Origin of the sequence: Achromobacter sp. ACM04 (genome assembly GCF_014851465.1) — a bacterium.
Lineage (GTDB): Bacteria > Pseudomonadota > Gammaproteobacteria > Burkholderiales > Burkholderiaceae_B > Achromobacter > Achromobacter aegrifaciens.
This window is the reverse complement of the sequence record NZ_JACUZS010000005.1, coordinates 385,002-397,754: the sequence shown is the minus strand read 5'-3', so window position 1 is coordinate 397,754 and position 12,753 is coordinate 385,002. Positions and strand designations below refer to the sequence as shown.

Sequence of the window (12,753 nt, the reverse complement as noted above, 5' to 3'; positions counted from 1 at the left end):
GGTCCGCGAACGGAGCTCAGGTCGCGGCGGGGTCTTTGGCCATCAGGCGCACCGCCGACAGGATGGCTTTCTTGGTGCTTTCGGATTGGGTGCGCAGCAGCGCCCATATTTCCGTGCAATAGCCGTCCGGGGCATGGTCCGGCGGGAATGCGCTGTCTTGCGGTGTATCCCCACCCGGCCCCACGCCGTCGGTCAGCCACGGCACGCTGGTGTCCAGCGCCCGCGCCAGCCGCAGCAAGGTGGCGCGAGACGGCGAGTAGCAGTCTTCGCGCATGAGGATCCGATGGATGCACGATTGCGGCACGCCGGAAATGCGCGCCAGCTGGTTCTGGCTTTTGATGCCGCGCCAGCGCATCAGGGTATGCAGTCTTTGGGCGAGTGACATAAGGGCAATGTAGAGTTGCCGCAGGCCGCCCACAAGGTGAAACGGTCCTGCTTTGTGGGCAGGACCGTCCGAAGGGATCAGTGGCGTTCTGTCAGCGAGTCCGAACCGGCCTCGCTCTCTGCTTCTGGTTTGGGCGTGACCAGCCGGGCGCAGATCAGCCCGACCTCATACAGCAGGCACAAAGGCACTGCCAGCATGAACTGGCTGACCACGTCGGGCGGCGTGACCACGGCGGCGATGATGAAGGCCCCCACCACCACGTAGCCGCGCGCTGCCTTCAGCTTGGACAGTTCGACCACGCCCATCTTCACCAGCAGCACCACGGCCACGGGCACTTCGAAGGTGATGCCGAAGGCCATGAACATCGTCATGACGAAGCTCAGGTAGGCCTCGATGTCCGGCGCCGGCGTAATGGACTGCGGCGCGAACGTGGCGATGAAGTGGAACACCGTGCGGAACACCACGAAATAGCAGAACGCCATGCCCGCGATGAACAGAAAAGTGCTGGAAACGATAAGCGGCAGCGCCAGGCGCTTTTCATGCCGGTACAGGCCGGGCGCCACGAAGGCCCAGGCCTGGTACAGCACCACAGGCAGCGCCAGGATGAACGCAGCCATCATCGTGACCTTGACGGGCACCATGAACGGCGTGATGACGCCGGTGGCGATCATGCGCGTGCCTTCGGGCAGCGAAGCCAGCATCGGCTGGGCCAGCACGTCGTAGATGGCCGACGCGCCGGGGTAGATGAACAGCACGATGAATATGCCGATCACGGCGGCGGCGGCGCGCAGCAGGCGGGTGCGCAGCTCGACCAGGTGGGAGATGAAGGTCTCCTGCTGGCCTTCTTCTTGGGAGGCGTCCTGGGTCACGTCGGGGTTCCGGAGGGCGCGACGGGCTTGGCGGCGGGCGCAGCGTCGTCGGCCTTGGGCGCGCTGGGCGCGGGTTGTTGGGTTGCGGCAGGCGCAGGCGCAGCCACCGGTGGCAGATCCAGGTCCAGGCTGTGGTTCTGGCCGGGCGGCGGCGCGATGCTGCGCTCGGGTTCGGCAGGCGTTTCGCTGGCCACGGCCGGTTCGGCCTTGATGTTGGCTTCGCGCGCGACTTCGTCGAGTTCCGCGCGGAACTGCTGGACGGGTTCCTGCAGCGAGGCCTGGGTTTCGTTCAGCGACTTCTGCACGCCCTGGGCGGCATCTTCCATTTCGCTCTTGAACTTGCGCAGTTCGTCGAGCTCGATTTCGCGCTGGATATCGGATTTCACGTCATTGACGTAACGCTGCGCGCGCCCGAGCAGGTGGCCGACGGTGCGGGCAACCTTGGGCAGGCGTTCGGGGCCGATGACGATCAGGGCGATGACGCCGATCACCATCAGTTCAGTGAAGCTGACATCAAACATTCGACGGCCGCTCGGGAGTGGATGCAATAAGGGCCGGCCTGTTCAGGACGGCCCGGGAGCCGAGCAGGCGCTCAGGAGTTGGATTTTTCCTTGGCCTGCACGTCGATGGTGTCGCCGGAGACGCGTTGTTGCGCGATCGGTTCGGCCGGCTTGTCGCCGCCGTTGGCGTCCTTCATGCCTTCCTTGAAGCCCTTGACCGCGCCGCCGAGGTCCGAGCCGATGTTGCGCAGCTTCTTGGTGCCGAAAATCAGCGCCACGATGACCAGGACAACCAACCAATGCCAGATGCTGAAACTACCCATGATGTTTCTCCGAATTACGCGTTGGGGGCCACGCGCCCTTTCCAGGGTCGCGAGCCGCCGATGATGTGGAAATGCAGATGCGGGACTTCCTGGCCGCCTTCGACGCCAGAATTGATCATGATGCGAAATCCGCCATCAGGGCCCGGATTGCAACCGTTTTCAGCGGCTAACCGCGGCGCTAACGACATCATTCTACCCAACCATTCTGCGTCCTCCCCCTTAATATCCTGCATGGATGTGACATGACGTCGAGGGATCAGCAATAAATGTACCGGCGCGGCCGGATTAATGTCGTGGAACGCAACAAAGTCCTCGTCCTCGTAGATTTTCTTGGACGGGATGTCGCCAGCGGCGATCTTGCAGAAAATACAGTTGTCGCTCATTTTTCCGGGTTCCGTGTTCAATCTTGCGGGCGGCTTGCCTTTTCCACCAGGCCGGACAGGCCCTCGCGGCGAGCCAGTTCGGCCAGTACGTCTTCGGGCCGAAGCTTGAAATGGGTCAAGGCCACCAGGCAATGGAACCACAGGTCGGCGGTTTCGCTGACGATGCGGTCGGGCACGCCGTCCTTGGCGGCCATGACCAGTTCGGTGGCTTCTTCGCCGATCTTCTTGAGGAAGGCGTCCGGGCCTTTGGCCAGCAGCTTGGCGGAATAGGAGGCTTGGGGATCGCCGCCGTTTTCGGGACGGCGGGTTTCCAGGGTATCGGCGATGCGCGCGAGGATTTCGGCGGCGCTTGCGGCTTGAGCGGTCATTTGTAGATCAGTTCGGGGTCTTTCAGCACGGGGTCCACCGTGATCCAGGATGCCTGGTCGGTCTGGCCTTCCAGGCGGCGGTAGAAGCAGCTGGCGCGCCCGGTATGGCAGGCGATGCCGCCTTGCTGGTGGATCTTGAGCAGGATCACGTCGCCGTCGCAGTCCAGGCGCAGTTCATGGACTTCCTGGGCATGGCCGGACTCTTCGCCCTTGCGCCAGAGGCGCTGGCGGGAACGCGACCAGTAAACGGCGCGCCCGGTGGCGGCCGTTTCGGCGAGCGATTCGCGGTTCATCCAGGCCACCATCAGGATCTGGCCGTTTTCGGCGTCCTGCGCGATGGCGGGTATCAGGCCGTTTTCGTCGAAGACGACATCGGCCATCCAGGCGGGTTCGTTGCTCATCTCATTCATCCGTTGTCCTCGCGCGGCGCCTTGCAGGCCGCCACTGGCGCGTGGGGACTCATAATCTTACGGCAATACCTTGTTGCACGCCTGAGAGGGGCCTCCCAAACTGATCCAGACTATCCCCAATCCAGGCCAGCCGAGCTGGGTTTTTCAATGCGTGCCAAGCAATCCGGCCTATGCAATTCGAGGCGCCACACAAGCGGGGCCGCGCGGAGCCGGGCTCTGCCGGTCCGCTGCGGCGCCCCCCTGGGGGGGAAGCGCCGCAGGCGCTTCGGGGGGGCTACATCCGGACCGGGATGCCCTGCTCAGCCATGAAGTGCTTGCACTCGCCCACAGTGTGCTGGCCGAAGTGGAAGATGCTGGCGGCCAGCACCGCGCTGGCGCGGCCGGTGGTGACGCCGTCGGCCAGATGCTGCAGGTTGCCCACGCCGCCGGAGGCGATGACGGGCACGGGCACGGCGTCCGAGACGGCGCGGGTGAGTTCCAGGTCGAAACCGGACTTGGTGCCGTCACGGTCCATGCTGGTCAGCAGGATTTCGCCGGCGCCGTAGGCGGCCATGCGGCGCGCCCAGGCCACGGCGTCCAGCCCGGTGGCCTTGCGGCCGCCGTGGGTGAAGACTTCCCAGCGGGCGGGTTCGCCCGCGGCCGAGACGCGGCGCGCGTCGATCGCCACCACCACGCATTGCGAGCCGTGGTAGTCCGAGGCGGCCCGGACCAGTTCCGGATTGGCCACGGCGGCGCTGTTGATGCTGATCTTGTCGGCGCCGGCATTCAGCAGGCGCTGGATGTCGGACACCTGGCGCACGCCGCCGCCCACCGTCAGCGGAATGAAGACCTGCGAGGCCACCTGCTCGATGATGGGCAGGATCAGGTCGCGGCCGTCGCTGGTGGCGGTGATGTCGAGGAAGGTGAGTTCGTCGGCGCCCTGTTCGTTGTAGCGGCGGGCGATCTCGACGGGGTCGCCCGCGTCGAGCAGGTTGACGAAGTTCACGCCCTTGACGACGCGGCCCGCGGTGACGTCAAGGCAGGGAATGATGCGGCGGGTCAGCGCGCTTTGCACGGGCGCGCCGGCCGCGGGGGTGCTGCTGGAGGTGGTCATTTTGCCAGTTCGTCGGCGCGTGCCTGCGCCGCTTGGAAGTCGAGCGTGCCTTCGTAGATGCTGCGGCCCAGGATGGCGCCTTCGACGCCGTCTTCCTCGACGGCGCAGAGAGCTTCGATGTCCTGGATGCCGGCGATGCCGCCCGATGCGTAGACCGGGATGCGCACGTGCTGGGCCAGGCGGACCGTGGCTTCGACGTTGACGCCGGACAGCATGCCGTCGCGGCCGATGTCCGTGTAGATGATGGCTTCGCAGCCGTAGTCCTCGAACTTCTTGGCCAGGTCGAGCACGTCGTGGCGGGTCAGCTTGCTCCAGCCGTCGGTGGCGATCTTGCCGTCGCGGGCGTCCAGGCCGACGATGATCTGGCCCGGGAAGGCGCCGCAGGCATCCTGCAGGAAGCCGGGATTCTTGACCGCGGCCGTGCCGATGATCACGTAGGAGATGCCGGCGTCGAGGTAGCGTTCGATGGTGTCGAGGTCGCGGATGCCGCCGCCGATCTGCACGGGGATGTCGTCGCCGACAGCGTCCAGGATCGCCTTGATGGGGGCTTCGTTCTTGGGTTTGCCGGCGACGGCGCCGTTCAGGTCGACCAGATGCAGGCGGCGAGCGCCTTGGTCGAGCCAGCGTGTGGCCATGGCGGCGGGGTCTTCAGAGAACACCGTTGCATCGTCCAGGTCGCCCTGGCGCAGGCGCACGCAGCGCCCGTCTTTGAGATCGATGGCGGGGATCAGCAGCATGGTGGGCAGCGAAAAAATATATGGGTTGAAAGGGCTGGCGGGCGTGGGCTCGGAGCCTACGGCTGCCAGTCTACAAAATTGCGATACAGGCGCAAACCGTGCTCGGCGCTCTTTTCGGGATGAAACTGCACCGCGAAAATGTTAGCTGCCGCCACCGCGCAGGTAAAGGCAAGGCCATACTCGGTTTCACCAACAGTCAGGTCCGGATCTTCCGGGTCGGCGTAGTAGCTATGGACGAAATAGAAGTGCGTTTCGTCCGGAATGCCGGCCCAGATAGGATGAGAGCGCGTCTGGCGCACTTTGTTCCATCCCATGTGCGGGACCTTGAGGCGCTCGGGGCGGGTGTCGGCCAGTCCGGCGCCGCCGGCGTCGGTCAGGCAGGCCGCGTCATCGCTGACGGGATCGGCAAAGCCGGGGCCCGAGAAGCGGCGCACCACGCCGGGGAACAGCCCCAGGCAGGAGGTGCCGCCTTCCTCGCTGGAATCGAACAGCATCTGTTCGCCCACGCAGACGCCCAGCAGAGGCTTCTCGCGCGCGGCGCGCACCACGGCCTCGCGCAGGCCGGATTCGTTCAGGGTGCGCATGCAGTCCGCCATGGCGCCCTGGCCGGGAAACACGACGCGGTCGGCCGCGGCGATTTCCTGGGGCTGGCTGCAGATGCGGATGTCGGCATCGGGGGCGGCGTATTTCAGGGCGCGGGCGACGGAATGGAAATTGCCCATTCCGTAGTCGACGATGGCGATAGTGGTCACTTCTTTCTGCCTGCTGCGGGTGGATGGCGGAGGTGTTACAGCACGCCCTTGGTGGAGGGCACGACGTCGCCCATGCGGGGATCGACTTCCATGGCCATGCGCAGGGCGCGGCCACAGGCCTTGAAGACCGTTTCCGCCTGGTGGTGGGCGTTGACGCCGCGCAGGTTGTCGATGTGCAGCGTGATCAGGGCGTGGTTGACCAGGCCCTGGAAGAATTCGCGCGTCAGGTCCACGTCGAAGTCGCCGATGCGGGCGCGGGTGAAGGGAATGTGGTATTCCAGGCCCGGGCGGCCGGAGAAGTCCACCACCACGCGCGACAGCGCTTCGTCCAGCGGCACGTAGGCGTGACCGTAGCGGCGCAGGCCGGCCTTGGTGCCGACCGCCTTGGCGATGGCCATGCCCAGCGTGATGCCCACGTCTTCCACCGTATGGTGCGCGTCGATGTGCAGATCGCCTTCCGCCTTGATGTCGAGGTCGATCAGGCCGTGGCGGGCGATCTGGTCCAGCATGTGGTCCAGGAACGGCACGCCGGTGTCGATCGTCTGCTTGCCGGTGCCGTCGATATTGACGGCCACGCGGATGCGGGTTTCGTTGGTGTTGCGGGTGATCTCAGCGGTACGCATGTTAAGCACTCAAAATCTCTTGCAGGGCGGATAGCAAGGCGGCGTTTTCGGCCGGGGCGCCCACCGAGATGCGCAGGCAGTTGGCCAGCAGCGGATGGGCGTTGGAGAAGTTGCGAATCAATATTTTGCGCGTTTTCAGGGCAAGATGCACGGCGTTGCCGTCCAGCTTGCCGGAAAAGCGGGCAAGAACGAAGTTGCCGGCGGAAGGGAATACCCGCACCCCGGGCAGTTGGGCCAGGGCGGCGGCCAGCGGTTCGCGGTCTGCACGCAGGCGGGCGGCCTGTTCGTCCAGCACCGGTTTGTGGCGCAGCACGGCCGACAGCGTGGCCTGGGTCAGCACGTCCAGGTTGTAGGGCGGGCGGACCTTGTTCAGTTCCGCGATCCAGGCTGGGTGGCCGGCCAGGTAGCCGAAGCGCAGGCCGGCCAGGCCGATCTTGGACACCGTGCGCATGACGACCACGTTCGGCGCGTCCAGCACCTGCGGCATCCAGGTGTGGTCGGCGAAGGGCTGGTAGGCCTCGTCCAGCACCACCAGGCCGGGGGCGGCGGCGATGATGGCCGCTACATCCTCATCGGACCAGAGGCCGCCGGTGGGGTTATTGGGCACGGCCAGGAACACCACCTTGGGCCGGTGTTCCTGGATGGCGGCCAGCATGGCCGGCAAGTCCAGGGTCAGGTCGGCCGTCAGCGGCACGCCGACGAAGCGGGCGTGGTCGAAGCGCGCGGCCATGTCGAAGTAGACGAACGACGGCCAGGGCGACAGCACCGTGTCACCCGGATTGCAGCAGGCCTGCACCACGATGTGGATGAGCTCGTCCGAGCCGTTGCCGAACAGCACGTCTGCTCCATCCGGCACGCCGAAGGCCGTTTTCACGGCCGCTTGCAGCGCCGACAGGTCAGCCGCGGGGTAACGGTTCAGCGGCGTGTCGCGCACGGCGCGGGCGATGTCGTCGCGAACCGCCTCGGGCAGTTCGTAGGGGCATTCCATGGCGTCGAGCTTGATGCAGCCCTCGGCATGGGCCACGGGATAGGCGGCCAGCTCGCGGATGTCCGCCCGGACGGTGCCGGCGATGCGGCCCGGCACGCTCATGGCTGGTCGATCCGGTATTGGGCGCTGGCGGCATGCGCCTGCAGGCCCTCGCCCAGCGCCAGTTCGGCGGCGATGCGGCCCAGCTTCTGGGCGCCCTGGTGCGAAACCTGGATCAGGCTGGAGCGCTTCTGGAAGTCATAGACGCCCAGCGGCGAGGAAAAGCGCGCAGTGCGCGAGGTCGGCAGCACGTGGTTGGGACCGGCGCAGTAGTCGCCCAGCGATTCGGAGCTGAAGCGGCCCATGAAGATGGCGCCTGCGTGGCGGATCTGCGCGGTCCATTTTTCGGGGTTCTCGGTGGAGATCTCGAGGTGCTCGGGCGCGATGTCGTTGGCGATCCGGCAGGCTTCTTCGAGATCCTGGACCAGGATCAGCGCGCCGCGGTTGGCCAGGCTGACCCGCAGGATGTCGGCGCGCGGCATGGTGGGCAACAGGCGTTCGATCGAGGCCTGCACTTCTTCGATGAAGGCGGCGTCCGGGCACAGCAGGATGGATTGCGCCAGTTCATCGTGCTCGGCCTGGGAGAACAGGTCCATGGCGATCCAGTCGGCCGGTGTCTTGCCGTCGCAGATGACCAGGATTTCGCTGGGGCCGGCGATCATGTCGATGCCGACCACGCCGAACACGCGGCGCTTGGCGGCGGCGACGTAGGCGTTGCCCGGGCCGACGATCTTGTCCACGGCCGGCACGGTGGCGGTGCCGTAGGCCAGCGCGCCCACGGCCTGCGCGCCGCCGATGGCGAAGACGCGGTCCACGCCGGCGATGGCCGCGGCGGCCAGCACGATGGGATTGCGCACGCCGTCCGGCGTGGGCGTGACCATGACCAGTTCCTGCACGCCCGCGACCTTGGCCGGAATGGCGTTCATCAGCACCGAGGACGGATAGGCGGCCTTGCCGCCGGGCACATACAGGCCCACGCGGTCCAGCGGAGTCACCTGCTGGCCCAGCATGGTGCCGTCGGCATCCGTATAGGTCCAGGTCTCGGCGCGCTGGCGTTCGTGGTAGCTGCGCACGCGGTCGGCGGCGGCTTCCAGCGCGTTGCGCTGAGCGGCGGGCAGCGCGGCCAGGGCCGCCTGCCAGTCCGCCTTGGGGATCTCCAGCGTCTGGGCCGATGCGTCGGGCATGCGGTCAAAGCGCTGCGTGTATTCCACCAGCGCGGCGTCGCCGCGGGCGCGCACGTCGGCCAGGATGCCGGCCGCGGCGCGGTCGATGGATTCGTCCTCGGTGGCTTCGAAGGCCAGCAGCGTGGACAGGGCGGATTTGAATCCGGGATCGCGGGAGTCGAGACGATTGATCAGGGCCATGGCGTCATGGAGCAAGCAGGTAACGGCCGCCGCGGCGTCGCGGCGGGCGAGGGTCAGGCGTTGCGGGCAGCGGCTCTTTCGAAGGCGTCCAGCAGCGGTTGCAGGCGGGCGCCGCGGGTCTTCAGCGCGGCCTGGTTGACGATCAGGCGCGAGGAGATCGGCATGATGTCTTCCACCGCGACCAGGTCGTTGGCGCGCAGGGTGCCGCCGGTGGACACCAGGTCCACGATGCAGTCGGCCAGTCCCACCAGCGGCGCCAGTTCCATCGAACCATACAGCTTGATGATGTCCACGTACACACCCTTGGCCGCGAAGTGTTCACGGGCTGACTGCACGTATTTGGTGGCCACGCGCAAACGCGCGCCCTGGTGGACGGCGCCTTCATAGTCGAAGCCCTTGCGCACGGCCACAGCCAGGCGGCACTTGGCGATGTTCAGGTCGATCGGCTGATACAGGCCGCCGGGCTGCTCCTTGGCGTGCTCGATGAGCACGTCCTTGCCCGCGATGCCGAGGTCGGCCGCGCCGTACTGCACATAGGTGGGCACGTCCGAGGCGCGCACGATGATCAGGCGCAGGCCGGGGTCGCTGGTGGGCAGGATCAGCTTGCGCGAGCTTTCGGGATTCTCGGGGACTTCGATGCCGGCCTCGGCCAAGAGCGGCATGGTTTCTTCGAAGATGCGCCCTTTGGACAGGGCCAGGGTCAAGGGGGGGATGACGGTGGCATCGTTCATGCCTGTTCCTTGGTGACGCGTTGGATGTTCGCGCCCAGGGCGCGCAGTTTGACTTCCATCTGGTCGTAGCCGCGATCCAGGTGGTAGATGCGGTCGACCAGGGTTTCGCCTTCGGCCGCGAGGCCGGCGATGACCAAGCTGGCCGAGGCGCGCAGGTCGGTGGCCATGACGGTGGCGCCCGACAGCTTCGGCACGCCGCGCACGATGGCGGTGTGGCCGTCGATGTCGATGTCCGCGCCCATGCGGCGCAGTTCCTGCACGTGCATGTAGCGGTTTTCGAAGATGGTCTCGACGACGACCGAGGTGCCTTCGGCCACGGCGTTCAGCGCCATGACCTGGGCCTGCATGTCGGTGGCGAAGCCGGGGTACTCCAGCGTGCGAAAGCCCACGGCGCGAGGGCGCGAGGACATGGCGCAGCGGATCCAGTCGGGGCCGGTCTCGATGGTGAGGCCGGCCTCGGTCAGCTTGCCCAGCGTGGCGCCGAGGATGTCCGCGTCGGTATTGCGCAGGACGATGTCGCCGCCCGCCGCGCCGACGGCGCACAGGAAGGTGCCGGCTTCGATGCGGTCGGAGATGACGCGGTGTTCGGCGCCGTGCAGGCGCTCGACGCCGTCGATCACGATGCGGCTGGTGCCGTGGCCCTGGATGCGAGCGCCCATCTTGATGAGCAGTTCGGCCAGGTCCACCACTTCCGGTTCGCAGGCGGCGTTTTCCAGCACGGTCCGGCCTTCGGCCAGCACGGCGGCCATCAGCAGGTTCTCGGTGCCGGTGACGGTGACCATGTCGGTGCGCACGGAGGCGCCCTTCAGGCGCTTGGCGCGCGCCACCACGAAGCCGTGTTCGATGCTGATTTCCGCGCCCAGCGCGGCCAGGCCCTTGATGTGCTGGTCCACGGGGCGCTGGCCAATGCTGCAGCCGCCGGGCAGGCTGACGCGGGCTTCGCCGAAGCGCGCCAGCAGCGGGCCCAGCACCAGGATGGACGCCCGCATGGTCTTGACCAGATCGTAGGGAGCTTCCAGCTTGTCGACCTGGTTGGCCTGCAGCGTGACCGTGCCGTCCGCGTCACGCTCGGCTCGCATGCCCATGCGGCCCAGCAGGCGCAGCATGGTGGCCGTGTCGTTCAGGTGCGGCACGTTGCTGAGGGTCAGCGCGTCGGCGGTCAGCAGGCCCGCGCACAGGATGGGCAGGGCCGAGTTCTTGGCGCCGGAGATGGAGATTTCGCCTTGCAGGCGCGAACCTCCGGTGATGCGTAGCTTGTCCATTACTTGCCTGCTTGCTGGTATTCGGCGGGAGTCAGGGTGCGCATGGACAGCGCATGGATCTCGGCCTTCATGCGGTCGCCGAGCGCGGCATAGACCAGCTGGTGGCGCTGGATCAGGCGCTTGCCTTCGAAGGCAGTGCTGACGATGACCGCGTCGAAATGCGAGCCGTCGCCTTGCACGTCGAGATGTTCACAGGGCAGGCCGTCCGCGATGTATTGGCGGACTTGCGCGGGAGTGGGAAGCATGGACGTCAGTTCCTGAGTTTGTAGCCGCTGGCCAGTAGCCGCAGCGCATAGAGCGATAGCGCGAGGAACACCCCCGTCACCACCGCCAGGCTGCGCCAGGGGGAGACGTCCGACACCGAGAAGAATCCGTAGCGGAAGCCGTCGATGGTGTAGAAGATGGGGTTCCAATGGGACACGCCCTGCCAGAAGGCGGGGAGCGTGTGGATGGAATAGAACACGCCGGACAGGAAGGTGGCCGGCATGATGAGGAAGTTCTGGAAGGCCGCGAGCTGGTCGAATTTTTCGGACCAGAGGCCCGCGATCAGGCCCAGCACGCCCATGATGCCGCAGGCCAGCACGGCGAAGACGGCCAGCCACAGCGGGTGGGTGGGAATCAGCGACACGAAGAACAGCGCCACCACCCACACGCACAGCCCGACCGCGAGGCCGCGCACGATCGCCGCCAGCACATAGGCGGCGAAGATGTCGCGGTGCGACAGCGGCGGCAGCAGCATGAAGACCAGGTTGCCCGTGATGCGGCTCTGGATCAGCGACGACGAGGGATTGGCGAAGGCGTTCTGCAGCATGCTCATCATCATGAGCCCGGGAATCAGGAACGCCGTGTAGGGCACGCTGCCATACACCATGACGCGCCCTTCCAGCACGTGGGCGAAGACCAGCAGGTACAGCAGCGCGGTGATGACGGGCGCGGCGATGGTCTGGAAGCTGACTTTCCAGAAGCGCAGCAATTCCTTGCGCAGCAAGGTCGGGAAGCCGGAGCCCGCATCCAGGCGGGGCTGCACCAGCGGCTGGCTGGCGGTCGCGGCGGGCTGGGTCATGACGAGATCTCTTCGGGTTGCAGGGCGGGCGCGGGTTGCTCGTCGCCTTCGTGCATGATGCGCACGAAGGCGTCTTCCAGGTCGACGCCGCCGACGCGGGCCATCAAGGCCTGGGTGGTGTCCAGCGCCACGATGCGGCCGCGCTTGAGCATGGCGATGCGGCCGCACAGGGCTTCCGCTTCTTCCAGGTAGTGGGTGGTCAGCATGATGGTGTGGCCGGCCTTGTTCAGGCGCGAAATGAATTCCCACAGCGTGCGCCGGAGGTCCACGTCGACGCCGGCGGTGGGTTCGTCCAGCACGATCACGGGCGGGCGGTGCACCAGCGCCTGGGCCACCAGCACGCGGCGCTTCATGCCGCCGGACAGCGCCCGCATATTGGAGTTGGCCTTGTCGGCCAGCCCCAGGTTGAACAGGATTTCGTCGATCCAGTCGTCGTTCTTGCGCAGGCCGAAATAGCCGGACTGGATGCGCAGGGTCTCGCGCACCGTGAAGAACGGGTCGTAGACCAGCTCTTGCGGCACCACGCCCAAAGCCCGCCGCGCCGACTTGTAGTCGGCCACGACGTCGTATCCACAGACCGTGGCGCGGCCCGAACTGGCGTGCGCCAAGCCGGCCAGGATCGAGATCAGCGTGGTCTTGCCGGCGCCATTGGGGCCGAGCAGGCCGAAGAACTCGCCGTGCTCGATATTCAGGCTGACATTGTCCAGCGCCTGGAAGCCGGCGGCGGGCGCGCGCCCGAGCAGCTTCTGCCAGCCGCGCTGGCGCGGGGAGTAGACCTTGGAGACGTTTTCTAGACTGACGGCGGACATGACGGCGGGAGATGGCCCGAAAAGAGCGAATTGATCATTATATAAGCGCGTCGC

Annotated in this window: 18 protein-coding genes; all 18 read right to left on the bottom strand. The window is 66.5% G+C overall.

The genetic code is table 11. The annotated features are described in order from the left end of the window. Nucleotides 1-16: 16 nt before the first annotated feature. Nucleotides 17-385, bottom strand: coding sequence for a helix-turn-helix domain-containing protein (locus IB259_RS27205; protein ID WP_054455520.1), 369 nt, complete (start codon nucleotides 383-385; stop codon nucleotides 17-19). A 77-nt stretch (nucleotides 386-462) separates the two neighbouring features. Further along, entirely contained in the window at nucleotides 463-1,254 is a 792-nt protein-coding gene (gene tatC / locus IB259_RS27200) for a twin-arginine translocase subunit TatC (RefSeq protein ID WP_054455518.1), read from the bottom strand. Continuing rightward, nucleotides 1,251-1,775: a Sec-independent protein translocase protein TatB gene (gene tatB / locus IB259_RS27195; protein ID WP_125471990.1), complete on the bottom strand. Its 525-nt coding sequence runs from the start codon at nucleotides 1,773-1,775 to the stop codon at nucleotides 1,251-1,253. Before tatB ends, tatC begins: the two co-directional genes overlap by 4 nt. 71 nt (nucleotides 1,776-1,846) lie before the next feature. Continuing rightward, a complete protein-coding gene (tatA, locus tag IB259_RS27190) occupies nucleotides 1,847-2,077 on the bottom strand; it encodes a Sec-independent protein translocase subunit TatA (RefSeq protein ID WP_054455514.1) in 231 nt (76 codons plus the stop codon). A gap of 14 nt (nucleotides 2,078-2,091) precedes the next feature. Further along, entirely contained in the window at nucleotides 2,092-2,460 is a 369-nt protein-coding gene (locus IB259_RS27185) for a histidine triad nucleotide-binding protein (RefSeq protein ID WP_054455512.1), read from the bottom strand. A 17-nt stretch (nucleotides 2,461-2,477) separates the two neighbouring features. After that, nucleotides 2,478-2,828 (bottom strand): phosphoribosyl-ATP diphosphatase, encoded by a 351-nt coding sequence (locus tag IB259_RS27180; RefSeq protein WP_054455510.1) that lies wholly within the window; start codon nucleotides 2,826-2,828, stop codon nucleotides 2,478-2,480. After that, nucleotides 2,825-3,229, bottom strand: coding sequence for a phosphoribosyl-AMP cyclohydrolase (gene hisI / locus IB259_RS27175; RefSeq protein WP_054455509.1), 405 nt, complete (start codon nucleotides 3,227-3,229; stop codon nucleotides 2,825-2,827). Before hisI ends, IB259_RS27180 begins: the two co-directional genes overlap by 4 nt. 283 nt (nucleotides 3,230-3,512) lie before the next feature. Beyond that, nucleotides 3,513-4,331, bottom strand: a complete 819-nt coding sequence (gene hisF, locus IB259_RS27170) for an imidazole glycerol phosphate synthase subunit HisF (RefSeq protein ID WP_119449858.1) — start codon at nucleotides 4,329-4,331, stop codon at nucleotides 3,513-3,515. Continuing rightward, complete coding sequence (gene hisA / locus IB259_RS27165) at nucleotides 4,328-5,068, bottom strand: 1-(5-phosphoribosyl)-5-[(5-phosphoribosylamino)methylideneamino]imidazole-4-carboxamide isomerase (protein ID WP_054455505.1); 741 nt, start codon at nucleotides 5,066-5,068, stop codon at nucleotides 4,328-4,330. The genes hisF and hisA overlap by 4 nt, the downstream gene beginning before the upstream one ends. 56 nt (nucleotides 5,069-5,124) lie before the next feature. After that, nucleotides 5,125-5,820 (bottom strand): imidazole glycerol phosphate synthase subunit HisH, encoded by a 696-nt coding sequence (gene hisH, locus IB259_RS27160; protein WP_054455503.1) that lies wholly within the window; start codon nucleotides 5,818-5,820, stop codon nucleotides 5,125-5,127. Nucleotides 5,821-5,855: 35 nt separating this feature from the next. Further along, entirely contained in the window at nucleotides 5,856-6,443 is a 588-nt protein-coding gene (gene hisB / locus IB259_RS27155) for an imidazoleglycerol-phosphate dehydratase HisB (RefSeq protein ID WP_013390948.1), read from the bottom strand. Nucleotide 6,444: 1 nt separating this feature from the next. Continuing rightward, nucleotides 6,445-7,533, bottom strand: a complete 1,089-nt coding sequence (hisC, locus tag IB259_RS27150; RefSeq protein ID WP_192330604.1) for a histidinol-phosphate transaminase — start codon at nucleotides 7,531-7,533, stop codon at nucleotides 6,445-6,447. Then, nucleotides 7,530-8,834: a histidinol dehydrogenase gene (gene hisD / locus IB259_RS27145; RefSeq protein ID WP_175163697.1), complete on the bottom strand. Its 1,305-nt coding sequence runs from the start codon at nucleotides 8,832-8,834 to the stop codon at nucleotides 7,530-7,532. Before hisD ends, hisC begins: the two co-directional genes overlap by 4 nt. A gap of 53 nt (nucleotides 8,835-8,887) precedes the next feature. Next, nucleotides 8,888-9,565 (bottom strand): ATP phosphoribosyltransferase, encoded by a 678-nt coding sequence (hisG, locus tag IB259_RS27140; RefSeq protein ID WP_054455497.1) that lies wholly within the window; start codon nucleotides 9,563-9,565, stop codon nucleotides 8,888-8,890. After that, entirely contained in the window at nucleotides 9,562-10,827 is a 1,266-nt protein-coding gene (gene murA, locus IB259_RS27135; protein WP_054455494.1) for a UDP-N-acetylglucosamine 1-carboxyvinyltransferase, read from the bottom strand. Before murA ends, hisG begins: the two co-directional genes overlap by 4 nt. Further along, complete coding sequence (locus IB259_RS27130) at nucleotides 10,827-11,072, bottom strand: BolA family protein (RefSeq protein ID WP_013390953.1); 246 nt, start codon at nucleotides 11,070-11,072, stop codon at nucleotides 10,827-10,829. The genes murA and IB259_RS27130 overlap by 1 nt, the downstream gene beginning before the upstream one ends. Before the next feature lie 5 nt (nucleotides 11,073-11,077). Continuing rightward, on the bottom strand, nucleotides 11,078-11,890 hold the full coding sequence (locus IB259_RS27125) for an ABC transporter permease (RefSeq protein ID WP_054455492.1): 813 nt from the start codon (nucleotides 11,888-11,890) through the stop codon (nucleotides 11,078-11,080). Continuing rightward, on the bottom strand, nucleotides 11,887-12,699 hold the full coding sequence (locus tag IB259_RS27120) for an ABC transporter ATP-binding protein (protein ID WP_054455490.1): 813 nt from the start codon (nucleotides 12,697-12,699) through the stop codon (nucleotides 11,887-11,889). Before IB259_RS27120 ends, IB259_RS27125 begins: the two co-directional genes overlap by 4 nt. Nucleotides 12,700-12,753: the final 54 nt, after the last annotated feature.

What these genes read in the sequence shown, in the direction of transcription:
- IB259_RS27180 (WP_054455510.1), bottom strand. Translation starts at nt 2,828, where the DNA reads ATGACCGCTCAAGCCGCAAGCGCCGCCGAAATCCTCGCGCGCATCGCC.
- murA (WP_054455494.1), bottom strand. Translation starts at nt 10,827, where the DNA reads ATGGACAAGCTACGCATCACCGGAGGTTCGCGCCTGCAAGGCGAAATC.
- hisF (WP_119449858.1), bottom strand. Translation starts at nt 4,331, where the DNA reads ATGACCACCTCCAGCAGCACCCCCGCGGCCGGCGCGCCCGTGCAAAGC.
- tatA (WP_054455514.1), bottom strand. Translation starts at nt 2,077, where the DNA reads ATGGGTAGTTTCAGCATCTGGCATTGGTTGGTTGTCCTGGTCATCGTG.
- hisC (WP_192330604.1), bottom strand. Translation starts at nt 7,533, where the DNA reads ATGAGCGTGCCGGGCCGCATCGCCGGCACCGTCCGGGCGGACATCCGC.
- hisA (WP_054455505.1), bottom strand. Translation starts at nt 5,068, where the DNA reads ATGCTGCTGATCCCCGCCATCGATCTCAAAGACGGGCGCTGCGTGCGC.
- hisG (WP_054455497.1), bottom strand. Translation starts at nt 9,565, where the DNA reads ATGAACGATGCCACCGTCATCCCCCCCTTGACCCTGGCCCTGTCCAAA.
- hisD (WP_175163697.1), bottom strand. Translation starts at nt 8,834, where the DNA reads ATGGCCCTGATCAATCGTCTCGACTCCCGCGATCCCGGATTCAAATCC.
- IB259_RS27205 (WP_054455520.1), bottom strand. Translation starts at nt 385, where the DNA reads ATGTCACTCGCCCAAAGACTGCATACCCTGATGCGCTGGCGCGGCATC.
- tatB (WP_125471990.1), bottom strand. Translation starts at nt 1,775, where the DNA reads ATGTTTGATGTCAGCTTCACTGAACTGATGGTGATCGGCGTCATCGCC.
- IB259_RS27120 (WP_054455490.1), bottom strand. Translation starts at nt 12,699, where the DNA reads ATGTCCGCCGTCAGTCTAGAAAACGTCTCCAAGGTCTACTCCCCGCGC.
- IB259_RS27185 (WP_054455512.1), bottom strand. Translation starts at nt 2,460, where the DNA reads ATGAGCGACAACTGTATTTTCTGCAAGATCGCCGCTGGCGACATCCCG.
- IB259_RS27130 (WP_013390953.1), bottom strand. Translation starts at nt 11,072, where the DNA reads ATGCTTCCCACTCCCGCGCAAGTCCGCCAATACATCGCGGACGGCCTG.
- IB259_RS27125 (WP_054455492.1), bottom strand. Translation starts at nt 11,890, where the DNA reads ATGACCCAGCCCGCCGCGACCGCCAGCCAGCCGCTGGTGCAGCCCCGC.
- hisB (WP_013390948.1), bottom strand. Translation starts at nt 6,443, where the DNA reads ATGCGTACCGCTGAGATCACCCGCAACACCAACGAAACCCGCATCCGC.
- hisI (WP_054455509.1), bottom strand. Translation starts at nt 3,229, where the DNA reads ATGAGCAACGAACCCGCCTGGATGGCCGATGTCGTCTTCGACGAAAAC.